Origin of the sequence: Bradyrhizobium sp. 170 (assembly GCF_023101085.1) — a bacterium.
In the GTDB taxonomy this organism is placed as follows: Bacteria; Pseudomonadota; Alphaproteobacteria; order Rhizobiales; family Xanthobacteraceae; genus Bradyrhizobium.
In genome coordinates, this window is the sequence record NZ_CP064703.1 from 7,571,310 (window position 1) to 7,591,619 (window position 20,310).

Annotated in this window: 22 protein-coding genes; 12 read left to right on the forward strand and 10 right to left on the reverse strand. The window is 63.5% G+C overall.

Annotated features, from left to right (window positions below; genetic code table 11):
- Positions 1-16: 16 nt before the first annotated feature.
- The 7 genes from IVB05_RS35300 to IVB05_RS35330 are packed head-to-tail and all read left to right on the forward strand — an operon-like array spanning position 17 to position 5,955.
- Positions 17-988, forward strand: coding sequence for an ABC transporter substrate-binding protein (locus tag IVB05_RS35300; protein ID WP_247780589.1), 972 nt, complete (start codon positions 17-19; stop codon positions 986-988).
- Positions 989-997: 9 nt separating this feature from the next.
- The gene (locus IVB05_RS35305; protein WP_247780591.1) at positions 998-1,750 is read left to right on the forward strand and encodes an ABC transporter permease; all 753 of its coding nucleotides are present in this window, start codon (positions 998-1,000) and stop codon (positions 1,748-1,750) included.
- Entirely contained in the window at positions 1,729-2,526 is a 798-nt protein-coding gene (locus IVB05_RS35310) for an ABC transporter ATP-binding protein (protein ID WP_247780592.1), read from the forward strand. The genes IVB05_RS35305 and IVB05_RS35310 overlap by 22 nt, the downstream gene beginning before the upstream one ends.
- A 7-nt stretch (positions 2,527-2,533) precedes the next feature.
- The gene (locus tag IVB05_RS35315) at positions 2,534-3,334 is read left to right on the forward strand and encodes an ABC transporter permease (RefSeq protein WP_247780593.1); all 801 of its coding nucleotides are present in this window, start codon (positions 2,534-2,536) and stop codon (positions 3,332-3,334) included.
- 12 nt (positions 3,335-3,346) lie between these two features.
- Positions 3,347-4,009 (forward strand): polysaccharide deacetylase family protein, encoded by a 663-nt coding sequence (locus IVB05_RS35320; protein ID WP_247780595.1) that lies wholly within the window; start codon positions 3,347-3,349, stop codon positions 4,007-4,009.
- Complete coding sequence (locus tag IVB05_RS35325; RefSeq protein WP_247780596.1) at positions 4,009-4,878, forward strand: fumarylacetoacetate hydrolase family protein; 870 nt, start codon at positions 4,009-4,011, stop codon at positions 4,876-4,878. The genes IVB05_RS35320 and IVB05_RS35325 overlap by 1 nt, the downstream gene beginning before the upstream one ends.
- Positions 4,879-4,914: 36 nt before the next feature.
- On the forward strand, positions 4,915-5,955 hold the full coding sequence (locus IVB05_RS35330) for a uroporphyrinogen decarboxylase family protein (RefSeq protein ID WP_247780598.1): 1,041 nt from the start codon (positions 4,915-4,917) through the stop codon (positions 5,953-5,955).
- On the opposite strand, the gene IVB05_RS35335 is transcribed toward IVB05_RS35330, so the two are convergent.
- The 7 genes from IVB05_RS35335 to IVB05_RS35365 form a co-directional block, all read right to left on the reverse strand.
- Positions 5,948-6,559 carry a nuclear transport factor 2 family protein gene (locus IVB05_RS35335; protein ID WP_247780600.1) on the reverse strand — a complete coding sequence of 204 codons (612 nt, stop codon included), beginning with the start codon at positions 6,557-6,559 and terminating at the stop codon, positions 5,948-5,950. The genes IVB05_RS35330 and IVB05_RS35335 overlap by 8 nt on opposite strands.
- Before the next feature lie 111 nt (positions 6,560-6,670).
- Entirely contained in the window at positions 6,671-6,940 is a 270-nt protein-coding gene (locus IVB05_RS35340) for a hypothetical protein (RefSeq protein ID WP_247780602.1), read from the reverse strand.
- Positions 6,937-7,926, reverse strand: a complete 990-nt coding sequence (locus tag IVB05_RS35345) for a DUF2778 domain-containing protein (protein WP_247780604.1) — start codon at positions 7,924-7,926, stop codon at positions 6,937-6,939. Before IVB05_RS35345 ends, IVB05_RS35340 begins: the two co-directional genes overlap by 4 nt.
- Before the next feature lie 196 nt (positions 7,927-8,122).
- Complete coding sequence (locus IVB05_RS35350) at positions 8,123-8,548, reverse strand: DOPA 4,5-dioxygenase family protein (protein WP_247780605.1); 426 nt, start codon at positions 8,546-8,548, stop codon at positions 8,123-8,125.
- Positions 8,549-8,691: 143 nt separating this feature from the next.
- Positions 8,692-9,252 carry a carboxymuconolactone decarboxylase family protein gene (locus IVB05_RS35355; protein WP_247780607.1) on the reverse strand — a complete coding sequence of 187 codons (561 nt, stop codon included), beginning with the start codon at positions 9,250-9,252 and terminating at the stop codon, positions 8,692-8,694.
- Positions 9,253-9,345: 93 nt separating this feature from the next.
- The gene (locus IVB05_RS35360) at positions 9,346-9,879 is read right to left on the reverse strand and encodes a VOC family protein (RefSeq protein WP_247780609.1); all 534 of its coding nucleotides are present in this window, start codon (positions 9,877-9,879) and stop codon (positions 9,346-9,348) included.
- Between the two features lie 62 nt (positions 9,880-9,941).
- Complete coding sequence (locus tag IVB05_RS35365; protein WP_247780611.1) at positions 9,942-10,739, reverse strand: glucose 1-dehydrogenase; 798 nt, start codon at positions 10,737-10,739, stop codon at positions 9,942-9,944.
- A gap of 229 nt (positions 10,740-10,968) precedes the next feature.
- On the opposite strand from IVB05_RS35365, the gene IVB05_RS35370 reads away from it, so the two are divergent.
- Both IVB05_RS35370 and IVB05_RS35375 read left to right on the forward strand, forming a co-directional pair.
- Entirely contained in the window at positions 10,969-12,006 is a 1,038-nt protein-coding gene (locus IVB05_RS35370; protein ID WP_247780613.1) for a LacI family DNA-binding transcriptional regulator, read from the forward strand.
- 78 nt (positions 12,007-12,084) lie between these two features.
- Positions 12,085-13,053, forward strand: a complete 969-nt coding sequence (locus tag IVB05_RS35375) for a tripartite tricarboxylate transporter substrate binding protein (protein ID WP_247780615.1) — start codon at positions 12,085-12,087, stop codon at positions 13,051-13,053.
- Between the two features lie 60 nt (positions 13,054-13,113).
- On the opposite strand, the gene IVB05_RS35380 is transcribed toward IVB05_RS35375, so the two are convergent.
- Positions 13,114-14,334: a cytochrome P450 gene (locus tag IVB05_RS35380; RefSeq protein WP_247780616.1), complete on the reverse strand. Its 1,221-nt coding sequence runs from the start codon at positions 14,332-14,334 to the stop codon at positions 13,114-13,116.
- Positions 14,335-14,395: 61 nt separating this feature from the next.
- Positions 14,396-14,605, reverse strand: a complete 210-nt coding sequence (locus IVB05_RS35385; protein ID WP_247780618.1) for a ferredoxin — start codon at positions 14,603-14,605, stop codon at positions 14,396-14,398.
- A gap of 165 nt (positions 14,606-14,770) precedes the next feature.
- Here IVB05_RS35385 and IVB05_RS35390 point away from each other — a divergent pair, with 165 nt between their 5' ends.
- The 3 genes from IVB05_RS35390 to IVB05_RS35400 all read left to right on the forward strand — a co-directional run bounded on the left by IVB05_RS35390 (position 14,771) and on the right by IVB05_RS35400 (position 17,639).
- Positions 14,771-15,409, forward strand: a complete 639-nt coding sequence (locus tag IVB05_RS35390) for a TetR/AcrR family transcriptional regulator (RefSeq protein WP_247780620.1) — start codon at positions 14,771-14,773, stop codon at positions 15,407-15,409.
- Entirely contained in the window at positions 15,406-16,590 is a 1,185-nt protein-coding gene (gene nhaA, locus IVB05_RS35395; RefSeq protein WP_247780622.1) for a Na+/H+ antiporter NhaA, read from the forward strand. The genes IVB05_RS35390 and nhaA overlap by 4 nt, the downstream gene beginning before the upstream one ends.
- 194 nt (positions 16,591-16,784) lie before the next feature.
- The gene (locus tag IVB05_RS35400) at positions 16,785-17,639 is read left to right on the forward strand and encodes a hypothetical protein (RefSeq protein ID WP_247780623.1); all 855 of its coding nucleotides are present in this window, start codon (positions 16,785-16,787) and stop codon (positions 17,637-17,639) included.
- 4 nt (positions 17,640-17,643) lie between these two features.
- On the opposite strand, the gene IVB05_RS35405 is transcribed toward IVB05_RS35400, so the two are convergent.
- Complete coding sequence (locus IVB05_RS35405) at positions 17,644-20,310, reverse strand: nitrate reductase (RefSeq protein ID WP_247780624.1); 2,667 nt, start codon at positions 20,308-20,310, stop codon at positions 17,644-17,646.

Consider the following 20,310-nt stretch of genomic DNA (forward strand, 5'->3'; position numbering starts at 1 on the left):
AAAGGGAAACGTCACAATGAAGATCACGCGACGCCACATCCTGGCAACGATCACGATAGCCACCGTGCTTGGCGCATCGGGCATGGCGCAGGCCGCCGACACCGTCCGCATCGGCCTTCCCACTAAAACCTACTGGCCGACCACGATCGCGGAAACCGCGGTACGCCAAAAACTGTTCGAGAAGGAAGGCATCGCGGCGGAGCTTACGATCTATCGCGGCGGCGCCGAGACTTTTGAAGCGATGGCGGCAGGCGCCGCCGACGTCATTCTCGACGCCACCTCGCTGGTATCGGCCGGGCGCAAGAAGGGCGTGAACTCCAAGGTGCTCGCCAGTGCCGCCACGGGCTATTACGGCTGGCAATTGATGACGCTTTCGAAATCGACGCTCGGCGTCAACGATCTGAAAGGCAAGAAGGTCGCCATCACCTCCGCGGGCTCCGGCTCGGACCTGCTGGCGCTGTGGACCCAGCAGGACAAGAAGGTCGAATTCACCCGTGTGCCCGTCGGCGGCGGCGGGCTGGTGCCGAACCTGCTCGCCGGCAATGTCGACGCGGCCGTGGTCTACTCACCGCTGAGCTTCCAGATTTCCAAATCGGGCGAAGCGCGCACCATCCTCGACTTCTCCAGGGAGGTGCCGCCGAACCTCGCCGCCGGCTGGATCGCGCTCGACAAATACGTGCAGGACAAGCCGCAGATGGTCCAGAAGACGCTGAACGCGCTCTATGGCGCGCTGATGTTCATGCGCGCCAACAAGGAAGCCTCCGTCAAACTGATTACCGAGCTCTATGAAATCCCCGCCGAGATCGCGGCGCTGGAATATGAAAACACGATTCTGAAGCTGGAAACCGACGGCAGCATGGAGGGTGCGAAGATTCCTGAGCAGCTCCAGCTCGCGCTCGACATGGCCAAGGCCGGCGGCATGAAGGATCTTGGGCCGGCGGCGGAGATCATCTCGACGCAGTTCAAGCCGGTTCCGACCAAGCCCTGAGGCGGCGCGATGCGCGGATTAGGCGTAAAGGCGGCGCGGGTCGCCATTGTGGTGGCGCTGTTTGCGGTATGGGAAATCCTGTCGCGCAGTGGCATCGTCAATCCGCGCCTGCTCCCTTCCGCCTCCGACACGCTGGCAACGCTCGGTGAGCTGCTGCAGCGGGCGAGCGTGCGCAAGGATCTTGCGGTCACCGCAACAGAAGTGGTGACCGCGTTCGCGCTCGCCGTTCCCGTCGGCGCGCTGATCGGCTTCCTAATCGCGGAGAACCGCTATTTTTCCGACGTGGCAAAGCCGCTGCTGTTCTTCGCCTTCAGCATTCCGAAATCGATCTTCCTGCCGATGTTCATCCTGGTGTTCGGCGTCGGCTTTGCGCAGAAGGTCGGCTTCGGTTTCTTCTCGACCATCTTCATCGTGATCATGTCGACCACGACGGCGGTCGAGTCGGTCAAGGTCGAGCATCTAACGGTCGCCCGCTCCTATGGCGCGACGCCGATGCAGACCGCCTTCCGCGTCTATCTGCCGAGCATGCTCCCCGTTCTGCTGGAGGCGCTGCGGATCTCGATGATCTTCAATCTCACCGGCGTGATCCTCGCCGAAATGTACGCCTCGCGCGACGGCATCGGCCATCAGATCGCGACCTGGGGCGAGAATTTTCAGATGAAGCAGTTGCTGGCCGGCGTGCTGATGATCGCCGCCATCGCGATTGCCTTCAATGAACTGGTCAGATGGGTGGAAACACGATGCAGCCATTGGCGAACATAACCCCGCTGAAGCCGGCCGGCGCGGTCGAGGTCCGCAATGTCGGGCAGATCTTCAAGACCACGACGCAGGACGTCGTCGCGCTGGAGGACGTTTCGCTCGACGTCAAGCCCGGCCGCTTCGTCGTGCTGGTCGGCCCGAGCGGATGCGGCAAGTCGACGCTTCTGATGATGATGGCCGGCCTGCGCCAACAGACCTCGGGCACCATCTCCATCAGCGGCGCGCCGATCCCCGAGCCCGACCCGAACCGGGTCGGCGTGGTATTTCAGGAGCCGAGCCTGTTTCCCTGGCTGACGGCGGAAGAGAATGTCGAGTTTCCGCTGGCGCTGCGCCGCGTCGCCAAGAGCGAACGCCGCGCCAAGGCGCAGGATGCGCTCAAACTCGTCGGCCTCGACGGTTTCGGCAAGCGCCATCCGCATGAATTGTCCGGCGGCATGAAGCAGCGCGTCTCGATCGCGCGCGGGCTGGTGCAGGACCCGCCGGTGCTGCTGATGGACGAACCGTTCGCCGCGCTGGACGAACAGACCCGCATGACCATGGGCGACGAGCTGCTGCGGATCTGGGCGGCCACCGGCAAGACCGTGGTATTCGTCACCCACAGCCTGACCGAAGCGGTCTATCTCGCCGACGAGGTGATCGTGATGTCGCCACGCCCCGGCCGCATCGTCGATCATCTGCAGGTCTCGCTGCCCCGCCCGCGCACCTATGAGATGCTGAGCGGCGACGCGTTCGGCACCTTGCGCGACCGCATCTGGCGGCATATCCGCAAATCGGCATGAGGCTGACATGAGCGCTGCAACGCTTCGCAGATTAATCGTGATCGGCCTGATTGCGCTGTGGGAAATCCTGCCGCGCGCAGGTCTCATTCCCGAACTGTTCCTGCCATCGCTGTCGTCGACACTCGCGGCTGGCTGGAACGAGGCGGGCGAATACGGCCATGCCCTTGCCGTGACGCTCTACGAGGTCGCGATTTCGATGGCGTTCGCCTGCGGCGGCGGCATCCTGTTAGGGGCCATCGTCGGCAGCCTGCCGCGGCCGCGCATCCTGATCATGCCGATGGTCTCGAGCCTCTATGCGGTGCCGCTGGTCATCCTCTATCCCGTCTTCACCGTGTGGCTCGGCATCGGCTCGGAATCCAAGATCGCATTCGCCTCGATCTACGGCTTCCTGCCGACGATGCTGGCGACCGCCGCCGGCATCCAGACCATCGATCCGCAATTGCTGCTCGCCGCCCGCAGCATGGGCGCGACGCTGAGCCAGCGGCTGGTTCGCGTGATCATTCCGGCGGCAATCCCGACCGTGCTGTCGGGCCTGCGCGTCGGCGGCGCACTCGTGATCGTCGGCGTTGTCGTGTCCGAGATGCTGATTTCGTCCGCCGGCATCGGCTATCTGATCTCGCGCTACCGCACCATTCTGGACAGCCCGCATGTGTTTGCCGGCGTTCTCCTGGTGCTTGCGATGGCGATTGCCTTCAACGCCGCGATCAAATGGATCGAGCGCAAGGCCGCAATCTGGCAGACGGGGTCACGTTCCGGCCAGCGCGCCGCCGACGAGATCACCGCCGGCGCCATCCAGCCTGCGACCTGACGGAGCAGCGGCGTGTTCGATCTGACGCTGACATTCGACAATGGTCCCGAGCCCGGCGTGACGCCGCGCGTGCTCGACATCCTGCGCGAACGCGGCATCAAGACGACCTTCTTCGTGATCGGCGAAAAGCTTGGCGACCCCGAACGCCGTCGGCTTGCGGCGCGCGCACACGGCGAGGGCCACTGGATCGGCAATCACACTTTTACGCACACGGTGCCACTCGGGCAGCAACATGATCCCGATGCGGCACAGCATGAGATCGGCCGGACGCAGGATGCGATCGGCGACCTCGCGCACCCACAGCGATGGTTCCGGCCGTTCGGCGGCGGCGGCAATCTCGACGCGCGGCTGCTGAAGCCTTCCGTGGTCGAATATCTCGCCCGCAACAAGCATAGTTGCGTGCTCTGGAACGCGATCCCGCGCGACTGGGACGATCCGGACGGCTGGGCCGACCGGGCCCTGGAGCAGTGCCGGTCGCAGCCGTGGAGCCTCATGGTTCTGCACGACCTGCCCAGCGGCGCGATGAACCATCTCGAATGTTTTATCGACCGCGCCGGGAAAGCCGGCGCGCGCTTCCACCAGGACTTTCCGCCTGATTGCGTTCCGATCCGTTCGGGCAAAATCGTGCGATCCATCGAACCCTATGTGTCCTCTATCGAAGAAGGTACCGAATAATGAAGATCGCGAGTTTCAAGGCAGGTCCGACGGCAACATACGGCCTGGTAACAAATGCCGGCATCATCGACGCCGGCAAGCGGCTGAAGGAGTGGCCAACCCTGAAGACGTTGCTCGCGAACGGATCGCTCAATGCCCTCGGCGCGCTGCAAGGCGAACGGCCGGACTACGCGTTTGCCGAAATCGAGTTGCTGCCGACCGTTCCCGATCCGGACAAGATATTCTGCATCGGCGTCAACTACGCCACGCATCTCGCCGAAAGCGGCCATCCCACCCCGCCGCACCCGATGATCTTCACCCGTTTCGCCAACAGCCAGGTCGGCGGCGGCCAGCCGATGATCCGGCCGCTCGAGTCCGAGCGCTTCGACTATGAGGGCGAGATGGCCGTCATCATCGGCAAGGCCGGCCGCCGCATTTCGCGCGAGACAGCGCTGGCGCATGTCGCTGGTTATGCCTGCTACAATGACGGCAGCATCCGCGACTGGCAGCGCCACACCTCGCAATTCGCACCGGGGAAGAATTTCGTCGGCACCGGTGGTTTCGGTCCGTGGATGGTCACGACAGACGAGATCCCCGACATCAGCAAGCAGACCATCGCGACCCGCCTCAACGGCGTCGAGGTGCAGGCAGCCCCAATCTCGGACCTCGTTTTCGACGTCCCTGCCCTGATCGCCTACTGCTCGACTTTCACCGAGCTCGTCCCCGGCGACGTCATCGTGACCGGCACCACCGGTGGCGTCGGCGCCTACCGCACGCCGCCGCTCTGGATGAAGGATGGCGATGTGGTCGAGGTCGAGGTGTCGGGCATCGGCGTGCTGCGCAATCCGGTCAAGGATGAGGCCGCGGCCGCTGCGACGCGCGCCGCCTGAAGTGAGCGGGAAAATGACAAGAGCAAGGAGATACTCATGAACCTGCCAAAGCACCTGCTGCCGACCACCGTCGTCGGTAGCTATCCGCAGCCGGAATGGCTGGTCGATCGCGCGATGCTGTCCAAGGTGGTGCCGCGCACGCGCCTGCATGCGATGTGGCGGCTGCCGGCCGAGCACCTGGAGGAGGCGCAAGACGACGCCACTATTGTCGCCATCAGGGACATGGAGCGGGCCGGCATCGACATCGTGACCGATGGCGAAATCCGCCGCGAGAGCTACTCCAACCGATTTGCGACGGCGCTCGAAGGCATCGATGACGAAAATCCGGCGATGATCACCTCGCGCAGCGGGCACCAGACGCCGGTGCCGCGCGTCACAGGCCCGGTGAAACGCCGCGGCCCGGTCGAGCTGCACGACATGAAATTCCTGCGCCAGAACACTGATCGCGCAGCAAAAATCACCCTGCCCGGCCCGTTCACGATGAGCCAGCAGGCCAAGAACGAATTCTACAAAGACGACGAGGAACTGGCGATGGCCTTCGCCGCCGCCGTCAACGCCGAAGCGCTCGACCTGCAAAAGGCCGGCGCCGACGTGATCCAGCTCGATGAGCCCTGGGTGCGCAACAATCCCGACCTTGCCCGCCGCTATGCGGTGAAGGCGATCAACCGCGCGCTGGAGGGCATCACCGTGCCGACCGTGGTGCATCTGTGCTTCGGCTATGCCGCGGTCGTGCCCGGCTCGACCAAGCCGGCCGGCTATTCCTTCCTCGCCGAACTCGCCGATACCAGCGCCGAGCAGATCTCGATCGAGGCGGCGCAGCCGAAGCTCGACCTCGGCGTGCTCAGGGATTTGTCGTCGAAGAAGATCATGCTCGGCGTGCTCGACCTCGGCAATCCCGAGATCGAATCCGCTGATGTCGTGGCTGGCCGGATCCGCAACGGCCTCAAGCATGTCGCCGCCGACCGGCTGGTGATCGCGCCCGATTGCGGCATGAAATACATGCCGCGCCATACAGCGTTCGGAAAACTGAAGGCGATGTGCGACGCGGCGGCGATCGTCCGCAAGGAGATCAGCTAAGCGGCTTGCCCTGCAGCCACGCCGCGCCGCGGGCATATAGAGCCTCGACCTCCGGTCCCTTCAGGCCGGGCATGTCGCGCTTCACGGTGTAGCCGATGCGGGTCTGCAAATAAGCGAGGTGCCGGTAGCCCGGCGGAAACTGCTCGAGCAGCGCCTTGTCGAGAACGGGCGCCGTGCCGGGCGTGACCGGGTCCATGCGGTCCTTCTCATAGATCGGCTGGCGCAGCACGATGCCCCAGCGGCCCTCGCGCTTTTCGAGGAAGTCGTAGAACCGCCCGGTGCAGAGCACGTCACACAGCACGCCCTCGACCTCGGCGCGTTGCGAGATCGTCATCTTGGTCTGCGAGATGGCGCGGTGTCCGGCGAGGTCGACCGAGATGCCGCCGAGGAAATGCAGGATGCTGACGCCCTTGGCCCATGCCTGCTTGCTGATCTCGATGAACTCGTCGCCGGTGCCCTGCGTCCAGGTCGCCATCATGCGGCCGTCGGGATGCCAGACCGTGCGAAAACGCTCCCAGTCGCCGGCATCGCGCCAGATCGCCCAGTTCTGCAGCAATTCCCGGATCAGGCGGTCATCTTCAATCTCGGCGTGACTTCCGGGCATGCGGGCGTTTCCCCTTGGGACGTATTTCTCAAGCGTCTATGAGACATAGCCGCGGCGGACGCCCGCTGACAAGTCGGGTAGACCGGGGAGTTAGCTAACGCCCCGGCGCCTTCACAACAGCTTCGCGCGGACGAACAGTGCGCGCAGGGCGTTGGTCGCCTGCACGGTCAGCATCGCGTTGCCGGCGGCGCCATGCAGGGAGCTCACGGCATCGGCATGCAGCGAGCGAAACTCGATCCATTCGATCGAACTGAGATTGGTGATGAACCGGTAGGCCTGGCCGACGGTCCCGATCGATACCGTCTTGCCGTTCAGGTTGATCTTGAAGACCGCCCGCAACGGAGTGTCGCAGTCGGAAGCGCCACTTGCGACGACTGTCATGACGGGGACGGTGAACGCCGCGACGCGGTGAGGCCTTCCTTGAGGCTCGGCACGACGACGAGACGCTTGACCTCGCCGTTCCGGTACGCTGTCAGGAACCTGTCATAATCCTTGATCGAGACGCAGCCGTTGGAATCGCCGTTGGGACCAAGCAAATAGCTGTGCACGAGCAGGCCCGTTCGCCCGTGCATTTCGTTTTCGCCCACCGGAGTCATGCGCAGCGCCGCGACGCCATGAAACAGCTTTTCACGCGGCTTGAGGTCGTAGACGTTTGGCGGCGTCGCGCCGACCATCCGCTGGTCGACATAGGCCGGATTGTCCATCAGGCCGCCCAGCCCCGAGTGTGCCTCGAGCTTGGTGCCGTTCGGCAGGTAAACGGCGCGGGCCGAAATGTCGTAGACCGCCGTCTGACCGTCGTAGCCGAGCGCCGTCAGATCCTTGCGCTCGCCGAGCAGCCCATCCCCCGGCGTCAGCGATGCCAGCGAGAAGCGCATCGGCACCAGATCGGCGAGCTTCTCGAACATGGTGCGGTTATCCGACGAAACCGGCGCGGGGGCGCTTCCCGTTGACTGAAGATTGGCCAGGACCGGCCGGGCTCTTGGCAGCGGGATTGCCGCCTCGACCGTCGGAGCGGACGGCGCGGGTTCAGCATTCTGCTCCTCAGGCGATTGCCTCCCCAACATGCTTTCGATGTGGCCGAACTGCGCATCGAAATCCGGGCGCTCCGAACGGGCGGCGGGACGCCAGGGGTAGTTGATGGCGAGCGAACGGCGCGCCGAGCCCGGGCCAAAGCGCTCGTCGAACGAGGAAGTGCTGCCGACATTCGCGGATGCGGGATTGATCCAGGCAGCCGGATCGAAATCGGTTACCCACGCGGCCAGCCCCAGCGCCATCGCAAGCGCCGCTGTGCCGAATGCCGCTTCGCGGAGCAAACGGGTACCGCGGCTCGAAGCAGGCCCGGCTGTGCTGGTCGTCCTTCTATCCATCCGTCCCCGGCTCGGCGCTTCGGAATCACGTCTGATTCCTAATGGATTCACCGAATAAGTCCCACCATAATGCAAACCAAAGTAAGGCATAATCGAGACAAGCGCTCGCTGCCATGCCGCCATCATGACCGGCCGAATTGGCGGATTCAAGCCATGTAATGGTAAACCGGGCCGGGATTCCCAGGCGGGGCCACACTCAGGGCCGCAGAACCGGATTGGTATTCGGCGCGGGCGCCACTTCCATCTCGGCGTGCTCCGGTAGCTTGTCGGCGTGCACTGCGAGCGCCGGTCCGATCCAGATCGGATCGGCCTCATGATCCCGGCGCGGGTTGGTCGTGTTTGGATGGACCAGAACGCTCAGTTTGCCATGATTGAGCATCAGCCAGGGCACCAGTTCGGGGAATATCTCCCGGGCAAAGGCCACCTGGTACATGGCCTGATCGTGCGGGCCGACCTTGACGTCGTGCCAGCGTCCGAGCGTGACCGAGAAACGCTCCCCGATCCAGGCGCGCAGCTGCTCGGCCTCGGCCCGCGTGGTCGCCGGATCGTAGTAGATATGGGCGTGGTAGCTCGCGATCTCGCCTAATGGTCGCGGACCGTCCGCCCCCGGCTCACCCGTCATTGCCTGTGCTCCACGTCATCGTTACCCCGCTGATGATCGCTGCAACCGGCGGCGTGGTCAATGTGCGGTGTCAGCCGGGGGGCGGAAGCGCTTCTCGACATTGCGCTTGATGACACACCCATCGGCTGATCCTTGGCGCGCGGTCAGCCCGACCGCTTCTTGCTGCTCTCGAAGACGGTCATACCGGCGGCGGGGTCGAGGTCAACCTCGGTTGCCTCCGTCAGGCGCGCCATCGTCATGTAGAAACCGATCGCCAGGATCGACTCGACGATCTCCTGCTCGCTGAAATGCTGGCGCATCGCGGCGAACACCGGTGCGGCAACACGCACGTTCTCGATGACTTCCCGGCCGAACGCCAGCAGCGCCTGTTCGGCGGCATTGAACGCGGCGTCCTCGTATTTGCCCTGTTCGATGCAGTCGATCTGCTTTTGCGTGACGCCTACGCCGAGCGCGATCGGCACATGCTGTCGCCATTCATAGACGCCGTGCTCCCACTGCGCGACCTGAAGAATTAGCAGTTCGCGATTGACATGGCTGAGCTTCTGGCGATGGAGGATCGAATTGGCGAACCGCATCGCCGGAATGAAATTGGCCTCGGCATGCGCCATCATTTTGAAGATGTTCAGAACGACCGGCATCCTGTCAAAGGACGTGCGCACGTCGCCGCTGGTTGCCGCCGGGTCGATCAAAGGAAGTCTTGCCATCCGCTTGTTCCTTACGTTTTTTGTTTCTTTCTACCGCTGCGCGCTTCCGCGCACGGGCCCGAACTTACTATTACCGCGCGATACGCGCATCGCTCAGCGTCCGCCGACTTCGCGGATGGGATCGGAGCCGTCCCAACCGGCGGCGACCTTGCGGATATGCTCGAAGAAACTCCCCTTGCTACCGCTGATGTCGGATATTTCGACAACGGTGCCGGGATGGGCCTGCGTATCGAAATAGGCAAAGCGGCCCTTTTCGCCGCCGATCTGTCCTTCGTGCCCCACCTTATAGCCAAGCGACAGCGCACGGTCGTAGAGGGCCTGATAATCACGCGTCCAATACGACATATGCTGCAAGCCTTCGTGGCCCGAGTCGAGAAATTCCTTGTACATTGAGGGCGCGTCGTTGCGCTGCTGGATCAGCTCGATCTGGAGATCGCCGGAATTAGCGAGCGCCACGCTCATCTCCATGGCGGAGTCCTGGCCGCGGTGGCGGAAGTAATCGGTCTTGACCCGATCGATATAGTACCAGGGCCCGACGCCCATCACGTTGACCCAGTGGTCCATGGCGGCGCGGATGTCCCGCACGATATATCCGTTCTGGCAGACTGCACCAAAGATACGGCTCATGACGACCTTCCGTGTGTTTATCGGCGGTACATCGTTTCCGCCTTCTCATTCGTCTTTCGCGTTCAGCCGATCGACCTGCCGCCGTCGATGACGAGTTCGGTGCCGGTGACGTAGCGGCTCTCGTCGCTGGCGAGCCACAGGATGCCGTTGGCGATATCTTCTGGCGCGGCCTTGTACCCGAGCGGGACGGCGCGTTCGGTCAGCTTATCCAGCGTCGGACCGCGCTCCCGTCCGCCGTTCGAGCCGTCCTCGACGGTGCCGATCAGCGTGTCCCAGATCGCGGTTTCGGTGATGCCAGGATGCAGCGAGTTGACGCGCACGCCATCCTTGGCGGCTGCGCATTCCAGCGCGACCGATTTCGTGAACAGCCGCACGCCACCCTTGGTCGCGCAATAGCCCGAGACGTTCGGCGACGCCTTGATGCCTGCGATCGAGGAAACGTTGATGATGCTGCCGCCCCCGCCTGCCCGCATCAGCGGCAGCGAATGCTTTACGCCGAGGAAGACCCCGTCGAGATTGACGGCAATCTGCCGCTTCCAGTCGGCGAACGCCATGTCGACGACGGGTCCGGAGAGGCCAATCCCGGCATTGTTGACGAGAACGTCGAGCCTGCCGAACCGTCCACGGGTCTGGACCACGATCGACTGCCAGTCCTCCTCGCGCGTCACATCGTGGTGGTAGTACTCGCACTCGCATCCCATGGCGCGCAGTTCGCGCAGCAGGCCCTCGCCCTTGTCGTCCTGCAGATCGGTTGCGACGATCGTGGCGCCCTCGCGCGCCAGCACCAGGGCTGCGCTGCGTCCGATGCCGTTGGCGGCACCGGTCACCAAAGCGACTTTTCCTTCGACACGCCGCATCATGCCTCGGTCCCGTTTCCCGCCTGCGGCCATTCGGCCGGTTTGGTGTCGCGCGGGAACAACGGCGTGCCCGCCTTGCTCCCCCGGCATTTCTTGAAAACGTTTCCATACTTTGTCTAACAGTGTTGTTCAAGGTAGATTTTTATAGGTTTTCAGCTTATATATCGTTTCCAGAATGCGCTAGGATTTGGTCCATCTACGCCCGAGCGGCGATGCTCAAGGGAACTCTGCAATGTCGTTGCGCCAGGCCCAGCCTGCACGTGCCACAATTCGCGACGTCGCAGCCCAGGCCGGCGTATCGGTCAGCAGCGTCAGCCGCGTCATGAACGGCGAGCCGCACATCAGCCCGGAATTGCACGCCCGCATCATGCGGGCGGTGAACCGCCTGCGCTTCGAGCCGCATTCGGCGGCGCAGGCCTTGCGTTCGCGCGAGAGCAAGACGATCGGCTGCATGGTCGCCGACCTGTCCAACCCGCTCTACAGCGAGATGATCAACGGCGCGGAGGAGGAATTCCAGCGCGCCGGCTACGTGCTGATGCTTGCGGCTACCCGGCACGAGCAAGACCGCGAGACGGCGTTCGTATCAGCGGTGCGCCGGCGGCGGATGGACGGGTTGCTGCTGTTTGCGGGTGACAACGCGCATACCGACTTCACCGGCGCGCTCGCAAACCTGGACCTGCCCTGCGTGGCGATCGATCGCGAGGTGCCGGGCGTCCCCTCGGTGCGTGCTGATCATCGCGGCGGTGGCCTCGAAATCACGCGGTATCTCATCGGGCTCGGCCATCGCCGCATCGCGCTTCTCACCGGACGCGCCGCGTTGCTGCCGAGTTCGGAGCGCCTAGCCGGTTATCGGCAGGCCCATACTGAGGCGAAGCTCGAGGTCGATCCCGACCTGATCCGGCCGCAGACGCAAGGCTCCAGCATTGCGTTCAGCGACGTCTGTCAGTTGCTGCAAGGCCCCGACCGTCCGACCGCAATCATTACGTTAGGTACGCACATGCTGGCCGGCGTGATGGACGCACTTGCCAGCAATGGCCTGCGCTATCCCGACGACATGTCGCTGGTGTGCATCGGCGACACCGATCTCGCCCGATATGCAACACCGGGCATCTCGGCGTTGACATGGGATCTGGACCAGATGGGCCGGGTCGCCGCCAACATCCTGCTCGATCGGATTCGCCGCGGCGATGAGGCCCGCAAGATCCGGCCGGTCTACCTGCCGACACGTTTCATCCTTCGGCACTCCTGCGCCAAGCCTCGGGCGCCCTGATCACGCGACGGAGATCTCCACGACCGGCGAAGAACGACCAAAACAAAAAGGCAAACGGGAAACCCAGGGAGTGAGTAAATGAAGTTACGCGCGATAATGCTTTCGCTGCTTGCGCTCGCGTCATTGCCATGTTCGGCACGCGCCGAGGACGCGGCCGAGTACCCCTCCAAGAAGATCAAGATGCTGTTGCCATTCGGGGCTGGTGGCGGCGGCGACGTGCTCGGCCGGCTGCTGGCCGACCGGATGGGCAACCGTCTCGGCCAGACCATCTACGTCGAAAACCGCACCGGCGCCGCAGGCACCATCGGCGCGCAGCAGGCGGCAACCTCCCCGCCCGATGGCTACACCGTCACGATCGGCGGCATGACCACCCATGTGCTCGCGCCGGCGGTCTATCCGAACCTGTCCTATGATCCGATCAAGGATTTTACCACCATCGGCCGCATCGGAACGTCGTCCATCCTTCTCATCGCAACGAAGGATTTTGCCGCCAACGATCTGCGCGGGCTGACCGAGCTATCGAAGAAGGGTGAGCCGATCCAGTATGGAAGCTGGGGCGTCGGCTCGACCGGGCATTTCTGCGGCGAAATCCTTTCCCAGAAGGCGGGTGTCCGCCTGCAGCATGTCCCGTTCAGCGGCGCGGCGAAACTCGCCAACGACCTGATGGGCGGGCACATCTCGGTGGGCCTGGTCGACATGGCGACCGGGACGCCGCTGGTGAAGGATGGCAAGCTGAAGGCGCTTGCGGTCTGCGGCGGACGATCTCCGAGCCTGCCTGACGTGGCGAGCTACAAGGAGCAAGGCGTCGATTTCGAACGGAGCCTGTCCTGGGTGATGTATGCGCCCGCGGGCGTTTCCGCTTCCATTGCGCAAAAAATCTCTGGCGCGCTGAAGGCGTCTCTGGCCGAGCCCGACATCATCGAGAAGCTGCTGGCACTCGGCATCTCCGCCGATTTCATCGCCGGAGATCAGCAGCGCGACATCAACGCGCGCGACATCGAAGCCTGGAAGAAGGTGGCAAGTGACGCGAAGATCGAGGTCAGGTAGCCACGAGACGCAAAGGGAGGGTCGAGACAATCGACCCTCCCCGCAGAACCTTTCGAGCGCTCAGCTCGCCTTGCCGAACAGCATCGGCAACTGACGCGGGCCGCGCACGGTACCTTCCGACCAAGTGACCTTGCCGGCCGGATCGAGCTTGAAATCCGGAATCCGCTTCAGCCATTCCTCGATCGCGACCGTCATTTCCATGCGCGCCAGGTTGGAGCCGACGCAGCGGTGAATGCCGAGGCCGAACGCGGCGTGGCGATTTTCCTTGCGGTCGATCACCACCTTGTCGGCATCGGGAAACATCGCCGGATCGCGGTTCGCGGCGGGGAAGGACAGCAGCACCATGTTGCCGGGCTTGACCGGGCAGCCGCTGATGGTGGTCTCCTTCATCACCTCGCGCGCCATCGTCACCGGCGAATAGGCGCGCAGCAGTTCCTCGACTGCCAGCGGCATCAGTTCGGGCTCCGCGACAAGGCGCTCGCGGTCCGCCGGCGTCTTCGCCAGATGCCACAGCGAGGAGCCGATCGCGCTCCAGGTGGTGTCGATGCCCGCGATCAGAAGCAGCCGCAGCGAACCCAGCACATGCTCGTCCGCCAGCGGGTTGCCGTCCTTGTCCCGCGCGTTCATCAGCGTCGTGATCAGATCGTCGGTCGGATGCTTTTTGCGATGCTCGATGTGGCCGGCGAAATAGCCGGTCATCTCTCTCACCGCCTCCATCAGCGCGTTGTCATCCTTGATGCCGAGTTCGAGGATGCCGTGAATCCACTTGATGAAGAGATCGCCATCCTTCTCGGGGATACCGAGCATGTGCGCAATGGCGCGGACCGGAACGTGCTTGGTGTAGCGCGCGGCGGCGTCGCATTTGCCGTCGGCAATGAACTCGTCGATCAGTTCGTTGCAGATGGCGCGCACCCGCGGCTCGAGCTTCTTCATCGCGTCCGGCGTGAATGGCGGCAACAACAATTGCTTGGCCGGCTTGTGCTCCGGCGGATCGGAGGTGATCGGCGGCGCCCGCGCCGTGATTTCCGGGCGAATGTCGCGCACGATGACGCGCCGGGAAGAAAAGTGTTCGGTATCGTAGGAGATTTCCTTTACCGCCTGATAGGTGGTCGGCATGTAGCAGCCGAGGAACCGCTCGGTATGAACGACGGCTGATGCCGCGCGCAATTTTTCCCAGATCGGAAACGGGTTTTCCGTCCAGGTCGGATCGGTGTGGTCGAAATCGTTGACCCAGTCGGTGACCGGAGGATGTTCGGGCATAATGCTGGCGGAATCGGACATCGGAGCAATTCCTCTGCTTGGTTCGTTCAGATCCAGGTGGATTAATCGATCTCGCGATCGGCTATTCCTCGGTCACTTCGATCGCGATCTCGGGACAGTTGCTCTGGGCGAGCCAGGCCTTGTCTTCCAGGCCCGCGGGCACGGAACCGTCGCCGACTTCGTGCGCGTTGCCGAATTCATCGAGGTCGAACAGTTCGGGCGCCAGTGATTTGCAGCGCGCGTGGCCCTGACATTTGTCCTGGTCGACGCGGATTCTGAGCGTTCCAGCCATCGCAGCGTTTCCCTTTTTAGCGCGCATTGCACGCTGTGTTTTTCTATCGTTGCTCTTCTGTCGACACGGCGGCGCAGACCCGCCGGCACCTCGCGAAGTTATATCGTATTACATTCGCTTCGCCGTTGTGCTGTCAAGTCAAAAGTTATAGATCATGACATTGAAATGCCACCTCGACCCGCACGCAAAGCGCTGAACGCCTATCACCATGGGGATCTTCGTGATGCCCTGGTTCAGGCCGCGTTGCACGAAGTCGAGCTCGGCGGCCCCGAAGCGATCAGCATCAGCGCGCTTGCGAAAAAACTCGGCGTCTCGCAGCCGGCGCCCTACAAGCATTTTGCCGACCGCGAGACGTTGCTGACCGCTGTCACGGCCGAAGCGTTCCGCCAATTCAGCGCGATAATGCGTGCGGCGATCGAAAAGCCGTCGAAACAGTCGAAGCTGTCGCGCTTCGCGCAGCTCACGCTTGATTTTGGCCTGCGCCGCAACGGCATCTATCGCCTGATGTTCGCGTCGCGGACCATGGCATGCGCACCGAAAGGCAGCGAGCTGCAGAGCGCGGCAATGGAGACCTTCGAACTCCTGGTGGAAGCGCTGGAGGCCCCCGCCGTGGGGCTGTTGCGCGAGCGTAGTGCCCTGAAGGTCTGGGCCTCGCTGCACGGCGTGGTCATGCTCGCCGAACAGGGATTGCTCACCGGCCAGGTTGCCCATGTCAGCCGGGAAGAACTGGTCGAGGACATAGTGAAGGAAACGAAACTCGCGCTGTCGGTCGCCATCGATACGGCCGGCAAGGCCGGTTCATGACGGCCGAGGCGCCGGCATCTGACGGATTTGACAACAGTGGCCTCTATGGAGGCGTCGTTCTCGGGCTTGCCGCCATCGCGGCTCTCATCGTCGCAAACTCACCGCTGGGGCCGCAATACGAGGCGCTGCTACGAACGACCGGCGAGGTCCGAATCGGATCGATCGGACTGAGCAAGACCGTCGATCACTGGATCAATGACGGCTTGATGGCGATGTTCTTTCTGCTGGTCGGCCTCGAGATCAAGCGCGAGGCGCTAGAGGGCCCGCTGTCGAGCGCAAAGCAGGCGGCATTGCCTGTGATCGCCGCGTTCGGCGGCTTTGTCACGCCGGCGGCGATCTTTGCCGCGGTGAACTGGGGCGACGCCCACGCATTGCGCGGCTGGGCCATCCCGGCGGCGACCGACATCGCCTTTGCGCTGGGTGTTTGCGCCATGCTGGGACGCAAGGTCCCGGCTTCGCTGAAGATCTTTCTAATGGCGCTCGCGATTATCGACGATCTGATGGCGATCGTCGTCATCGCGATCTTCTATACCGCGGACCTTTCGGTCACGGCGCTGGCGCTCGGCGGCATTGGCGTCGGGGCGCTCGTGGTCCTCAACCTGCTCGATGTGCGCAGACCGTCGTTCTATCTCATCGCCGGATTGTTCACCTGGGTTTGTGTGCTCAAATCCGGCGTGCATGCGACGCTGGCCGGCGTCGCTGTCGGTCTTGCGATGCCGCTGACCAGACGCGACGGGCACAGCCTGCTCGAAGATACCGAACACGCGCTCAGGCCGTGGGTGATTTTCGCCATCGTGCCGATTTTCGCCTTCGCGAATGCCGGCGTATCGCTTCACGGATTGACCTTGTCAAAGCTGGCGGAGCCGATAACGCTTGGCATTATCGCAGGGCTTTTCGTCGGCAAACAGATCGGGGTCTTCGGCTCATCGCTGCTCGCGATCAGGCTGGGCCTGGCTGCGATGCCGGAAGGGGCAACGACAGGAAAACTCTATGCCATCGCCATCCTGACCGGCATTGGCTTCACCATGAGCCTCTTCATCGGCACGCTGGCCTTCGACGACGAGGTGGTGCTGAAACAGGTCCGGCTCGGCGTCCTCGCGGCTTCGCTGCTGTCCGGCATCGTCGCCGCGCTGCTTTTTTCGACCCTCAGCCGATCGAACGGAGTTCCGGCTTCACGGTAGGGCGGCGCAAACGCGCAACACCCGCCATGAGACCGGAGCCCGGATGGCAGCCGCCGCTTGTATTCGCCACGGGCAAATGATCTAGCTTATCCAGTCAAGGGCAACGCCAGTTGAGCACGAGCTTCACCAGATCAACTGCACCGCGCCGTCTGAAATTCGCGCTAGCGCGATCCGTCAGAGGCGTAGCGCTCGGCATGCTGGTATCGTCTTGCGTTACGGGCCTTGCGCTTGGAAAAGACGATGGCGACGGTGAGGAGGATGCGGCCAAGGCAAAACCGGCCCTGCCGAACTTCTATCTCGATATGAGAACGATCTACTCGACGCTGCCGGCCGGTTCGCTCTCAATCGGATTCAGCACGCCGCCTTTGTTGTCGAGGCTTTCGAACCTTTCCTCGCTACGAACCCTCACCTCGCCGTCCAGCCAAAGCCTCTCGGTCGACCTGCCCTTGACTGTCGATGTCAACGATCGGCTCTCGGTCTACGGCGGCGTCAGCGGAGCCACGTCGCAGGCGGGCACTGATCCCTGGACGAATTTCTCGATCTACGCCTTTACGGTCGGATTCCAGGCCGACATCTACCAGCAGAACGGTGGAATGTTTCCGACCATCACCGTTCAGTCCAACGCGACGCGATCGATTTCGGACGCGCCGTTGGCAACGACATCCTACAACACCATCCTCGAGGCGGATTACGCGCTGAACGCGGATGAGACACGCGGGCTACTCGCTGGCGCGCAGTACGCCAGGATCCTCGTCGATAGCCCGCTCGCCCGCGTCAGCCCCGATATCATGGGCTATGTCGGTGGCTATTATCAGTGGGACAACAACTGGAAGCTCACCGGCCGTTTCGGCGTGCAGCACTTCGGCGGCGCGCAGCTTTTGAACCTGACGCCGTTTCCCGCGTTCACGCAGCCGATCATGCGGTTCGACCTCGACCGCATGGACGACGATGACAATCGGCTGTTCGGCATCACCGCGCAGATCGCCTGGACGCCGAAGCCGTCGTACCAGCTAACGCTGCGAACGCCGCTCTACGCGATCAAGAATTAGCCGCTCATGCAGGCTGCGAATCCCGCACGGCCGCGCCGCGCAGCAGCTTGCCGATCTCCGGCTTGCAGGCGCCGCAATTGGTACCGGCCTTCAGGCGCCGGCCGACCTCGTCGACGCTGGTCGCCCCTTTAAGGATTTCCGACGATATCTGATGCTGCCCGACGCCGAAACACGAGCAGACGATCGGCCCGACATCCTGGCTTGCATCGAGCGGCTGCCCCGTCAGCAGCGACATCCGCGCATTCGGCGACAATGCCTGCTCTGCGAATAGCCCTGACAGCCACGACCGCGAGACCAGCTTGTGATCGGGTGCGATGAACACGCAACCTTCCAGCCGGCCGTCGCGAACGGCCGCGTAGCGGAAACGGCCGGCCTTCGGATCGCGATAGGCGATCCACTCGATATCGTCATATCCGACGCGGAGCTGCGCCCGTGCCCAATCGCGCCAGCTCGTCGGCCGCTCGTCACCGGCGAGTTCCATCCGCCAGCAGGTCCCTGAAAGCCCGCCGACCCAGTAGCCCGCTTCGGGACGCGCGATCTCCTGGCGGCTGAGGATGAAGGCATGCCATTTCGGCAAGTAAGCTGCCGCCTTGACCGGCGTGTGCTTGGACTCCGGCTGTCCGGAGATCGGATCGGTCGCCGGATTGACCAGCGCGTTGACCCGGCCGTCGCCGGCATACTCGCCGTTCCAGTGCATCGGCACGAACACGCAGCCGCGCCGCTGTTCGGCAGTGACGACAACGCGCGCCACCATCTCGCCCCAGGGACTGGTCAATCGCGCCAGCCCGCCATTCTCGACGCCGGCCATGCGTGCATCGTCGGGATGGAATTCGGCGCAAGGCTCGAAAACATGCGCCAGCAGCCGCGCCGATTTTCCTGTCCGTGTCATGGTGTGCCATTGATCGCGGACCCGCCCGGTATTGAGCACCAGCGGATAGTCGCGGCTGGTCGCGTTCACGGCGGCACGCGGCGTCACCGGCACGAAACGCGCCTTGCGATCGGCCGTGAAGAATTTTGCGGTTTCGAACATCCGCGGCGTGCCGGTTGGATATTCGCGCGTCACCGGCCACTGGATCGGGGTGAGCGCATCGTAGGCGCGATCATCGAGCGTATTGAGGGCAGACAGATCGAAATCGCGCGTCCCTTCATTCTCGAAACTGGAGAGTCTCGCGTGCTCGCGGAAGATCGCGGCAGCGTTCGGATAGTCGAACCCCGCAAAACCCATGCGTTGCGCGACGTCGCAGACCGTCTGCCAATCGGCCCTTGCAGCGCCGGGCGCCGGCAGGAAGCGCCGCTGCCGGGAGATGCGCCGTTCGGAGTTGGTGACCGTGCCGTCCTTTTCGCCCCAGGTAAGCGCCGGCAGCAGTACGTGGGCATGACGCGTGGTGTCGGTATGGCGCATGCAATCGGAGACGACGACGAGCTCGCACGCATCGAGTGCGCGGCGCACGCGATCGGCATCCGGCAGGCTGACCAGCGGATTGGTGGACATGATCCAGACCGCCTTGATGCGCCGGTCGGCGATCGCATCGAACATGTCGACGGCCTTGAGACCCTGCTTGTCCGCGATAATTGGCGACTGCCAGAATCGCTGGACGATATCGCGGTGTTTCGGGTTCTCGATCTCCATGTGGGCGGCCAATTGATTGGCCAGCCCGCCGACTTCCCGGCCACCCATGGCGTTGGGTTGTCCAGTCAGCGAGAACGGGCCCATGCCGGGCTGCCCGATACGGCCGGTCAACAAATGACAGTTGATGATCGCATTGACCTTGTCGACGCCGCTGCTCGACTGGTTGACGCCCTGCGAATAGAGCGTGACGACCCGCTCGGTTCTGGCGAACCAGTCGAAGAACAGCGCCACCGCCCCCTCGGTCAGGCCGCAGATTTCGGCAGTCTGCGCAACCGTCTGGCCGGCGACCTGCCGCAGCGCGGCTTCGGCGCCGGTGGTGGATCCATCCACGAACGCGCGGTCGATGGCGTCGCGCGACGCAAGATGCGCGAGTAACCCGTTGAACAGCACCGAATCGCTGCCCGAGCGAAGCGGCAGGTGCAGATCGGCGCCGTCACATGTCGCGGTCCGCCGCGGATCGATGACGACGATGCGGCACGCCGGGTTGTTGGCCTTGGCGGCCACCATGCGCTGGTAAAGGATCGGATGGCACCAGGCGGCATTGGAGCCGACGAGGACCAGCAAATCGGCGGTTTCGAGATCCTCATAGCAGCCCGGAACGGTGTCGCTGCCGAACGCGCGCTTGTGACCCGCCACGCTCGATGCCATGCACAGCCGGGAATTGGTGTCGATGTTGGCGGTGCCGATGAAGCCCTTGGCGAGCTTGTTGATGACGTAATAGTCCTCGGTCAGAATCTGGCCGGAGACATAGAAAGCGACCGAATCCGGACCGTGCTCGCGGACGACTCTGGCAAATCCGTCCGCGACATGATCGAGCGCCGTATCCCAGCTCGTTTCCTGCCCGTTGACGACGGGAGCCAGCAGCCGGCCCTCGAGGCCGATGGTCTCGGCGAGCGCCGAGCCTTTCGCGCACAGCCGTCCGAAATTGGCGGGATGCAGCGGATCGCCCCGAACGGTAACGGCGCCCGAGGCATCCCTGTCAGCGATGACGCCGCAGCCGACGCCGCAATACGGACAGCTTGTCTTCACTGGCACGGGCAA

Bases quoted from the DNA above. Each gene is read 5' to 3' on its own strand.
- IVB05_RS35365 (WP_247780611.1), bottom strand. From the start codon at position 10,739: ATGATGCGGCGTGTCGAAGGAAAAGTCGCTTTGGTGACCGGTGCCGCC.
- IVB05_RS35380 (WP_247780616.1), bottom strand. From the start codon at position 14,334: ATGTCCGATTCCGCCAGCATTATGCCCGAACATCCTCCGGTCACCGAC.
- IVB05_RS35325 (WP_247780596.1), top strand. From the start codon at position 4,009: ATGAAGATCGCGAGTTTCAAGGCAGGTCCGACGGCAACATACGGCCTG.
- IVB05_RS35360 (WP_247780609.1), bottom strand. From the start codon at position 9,879: ATGAGCCGTATCTTTGGTGCAGTCTGCCAGAACGGATATATCGTGCGG.
- IVB05_RS35315 (WP_247780593.1), top strand. From the start codon at position 2,534: ATGAGCGCTGCAACGCTTCGCAGATTAATCGTGATCGGCCTGATTGCG.
- IVB05_RS35335 (WP_247780600.1), bottom strand. From the start codon at position 6,559: ATGCCCGGAAGTCACGCCGAGATTGAAGATGACCGCCTGATCCGGGAA.
- IVB05_RS35370 (WP_247780613.1), top strand. From the start codon at position 10,969: ATGTCGTTGCGCCAGGCCCAGCCTGCACGTGCCACAATTCGCGACGTC.
- IVB05_RS35400 (WP_247780623.1), top strand. From the start codon at position 16,785: ATGCTGGTATCGTCTTGCGTTACGGGCCTTGCGCTTGGAAAAGACGAT.
- IVB05_RS35300 (WP_247780589.1), top strand. From the start codon at position 17: ATGAAGATCACGCGACGCCACATCCTGGCAACGATCACGATAGCCACC.
- IVB05_RS35310 (WP_247780592.1), top strand. From the start codon at position 1,729: ATGCAGCCATTGGCGAACATAACCCCGCTGAAGCCGGCCGGCGCGGTC.
- IVB05_RS35390 (WP_247780620.1), top strand. From the start codon at position 14,771: ATGCCACCTCGACCCGCACGCAAAGCGCTGAACGCCTATCACCATGGG.
- IVB05_RS35330 (WP_247780598.1), top strand. From the start codon at position 4,915: ATGAACCTGCCAAAGCACCTGCTGCCGACCACCGTCGTCGGTAGCTAT.
- IVB05_RS35350 (WP_247780605.1), bottom strand. From the start codon at position 8,548: ATGACGGGTGAGCCGGGGGCGGACGGTCCGCGACCATTAGGCGAGATC.
- nhaA (WP_247780622.1), top strand. From the start codon at position 15,406: ATGACGGCCGAGGCGCCGGCATCTGACGGATTTGACAACAGTGGCCTC.
- IVB05_RS35340 (WP_247780602.1), bottom strand. From the start codon at position 6,940: ATGACAGTCGTCGCAAGTGGCGCTTCCGACTGCGACACTCCGTTGCGG.
- IVB05_RS35375 (WP_247780615.1), top strand. From the start codon at position 12,085: ATGAAGTTACGCGCGATAATGCTTTCGCTGCTTGCGCTCGCGTCATTG.
- IVB05_RS35305 (WP_247780591.1), top strand. From the start codon at position 998: ATGCGCGGATTAGGCGTAAAGGCGGCGCGGGTCGCCATTGTGGTGGCG.
- IVB05_RS35355 (WP_247780607.1), bottom strand. From the start codon at position 9,252: ATGGCAAGACTTCCTTTGATCGACCCGGCGGCAACCAGCGGCGACGTG.
- IVB05_RS35345 (WP_247780604.1), bottom strand. From the start codon at position 7,926: ATGGATAGAAGGACGACCAGCACAGCCGGGCCTGCTTCGAGCCGCGGT.
- IVB05_RS35385 (WP_247780618.1), bottom strand. From the start codon at position 14,605: ATGGCTGGAACGCTCAGAATCCGCGTCGACCAGGACAAATGTCAGGGC.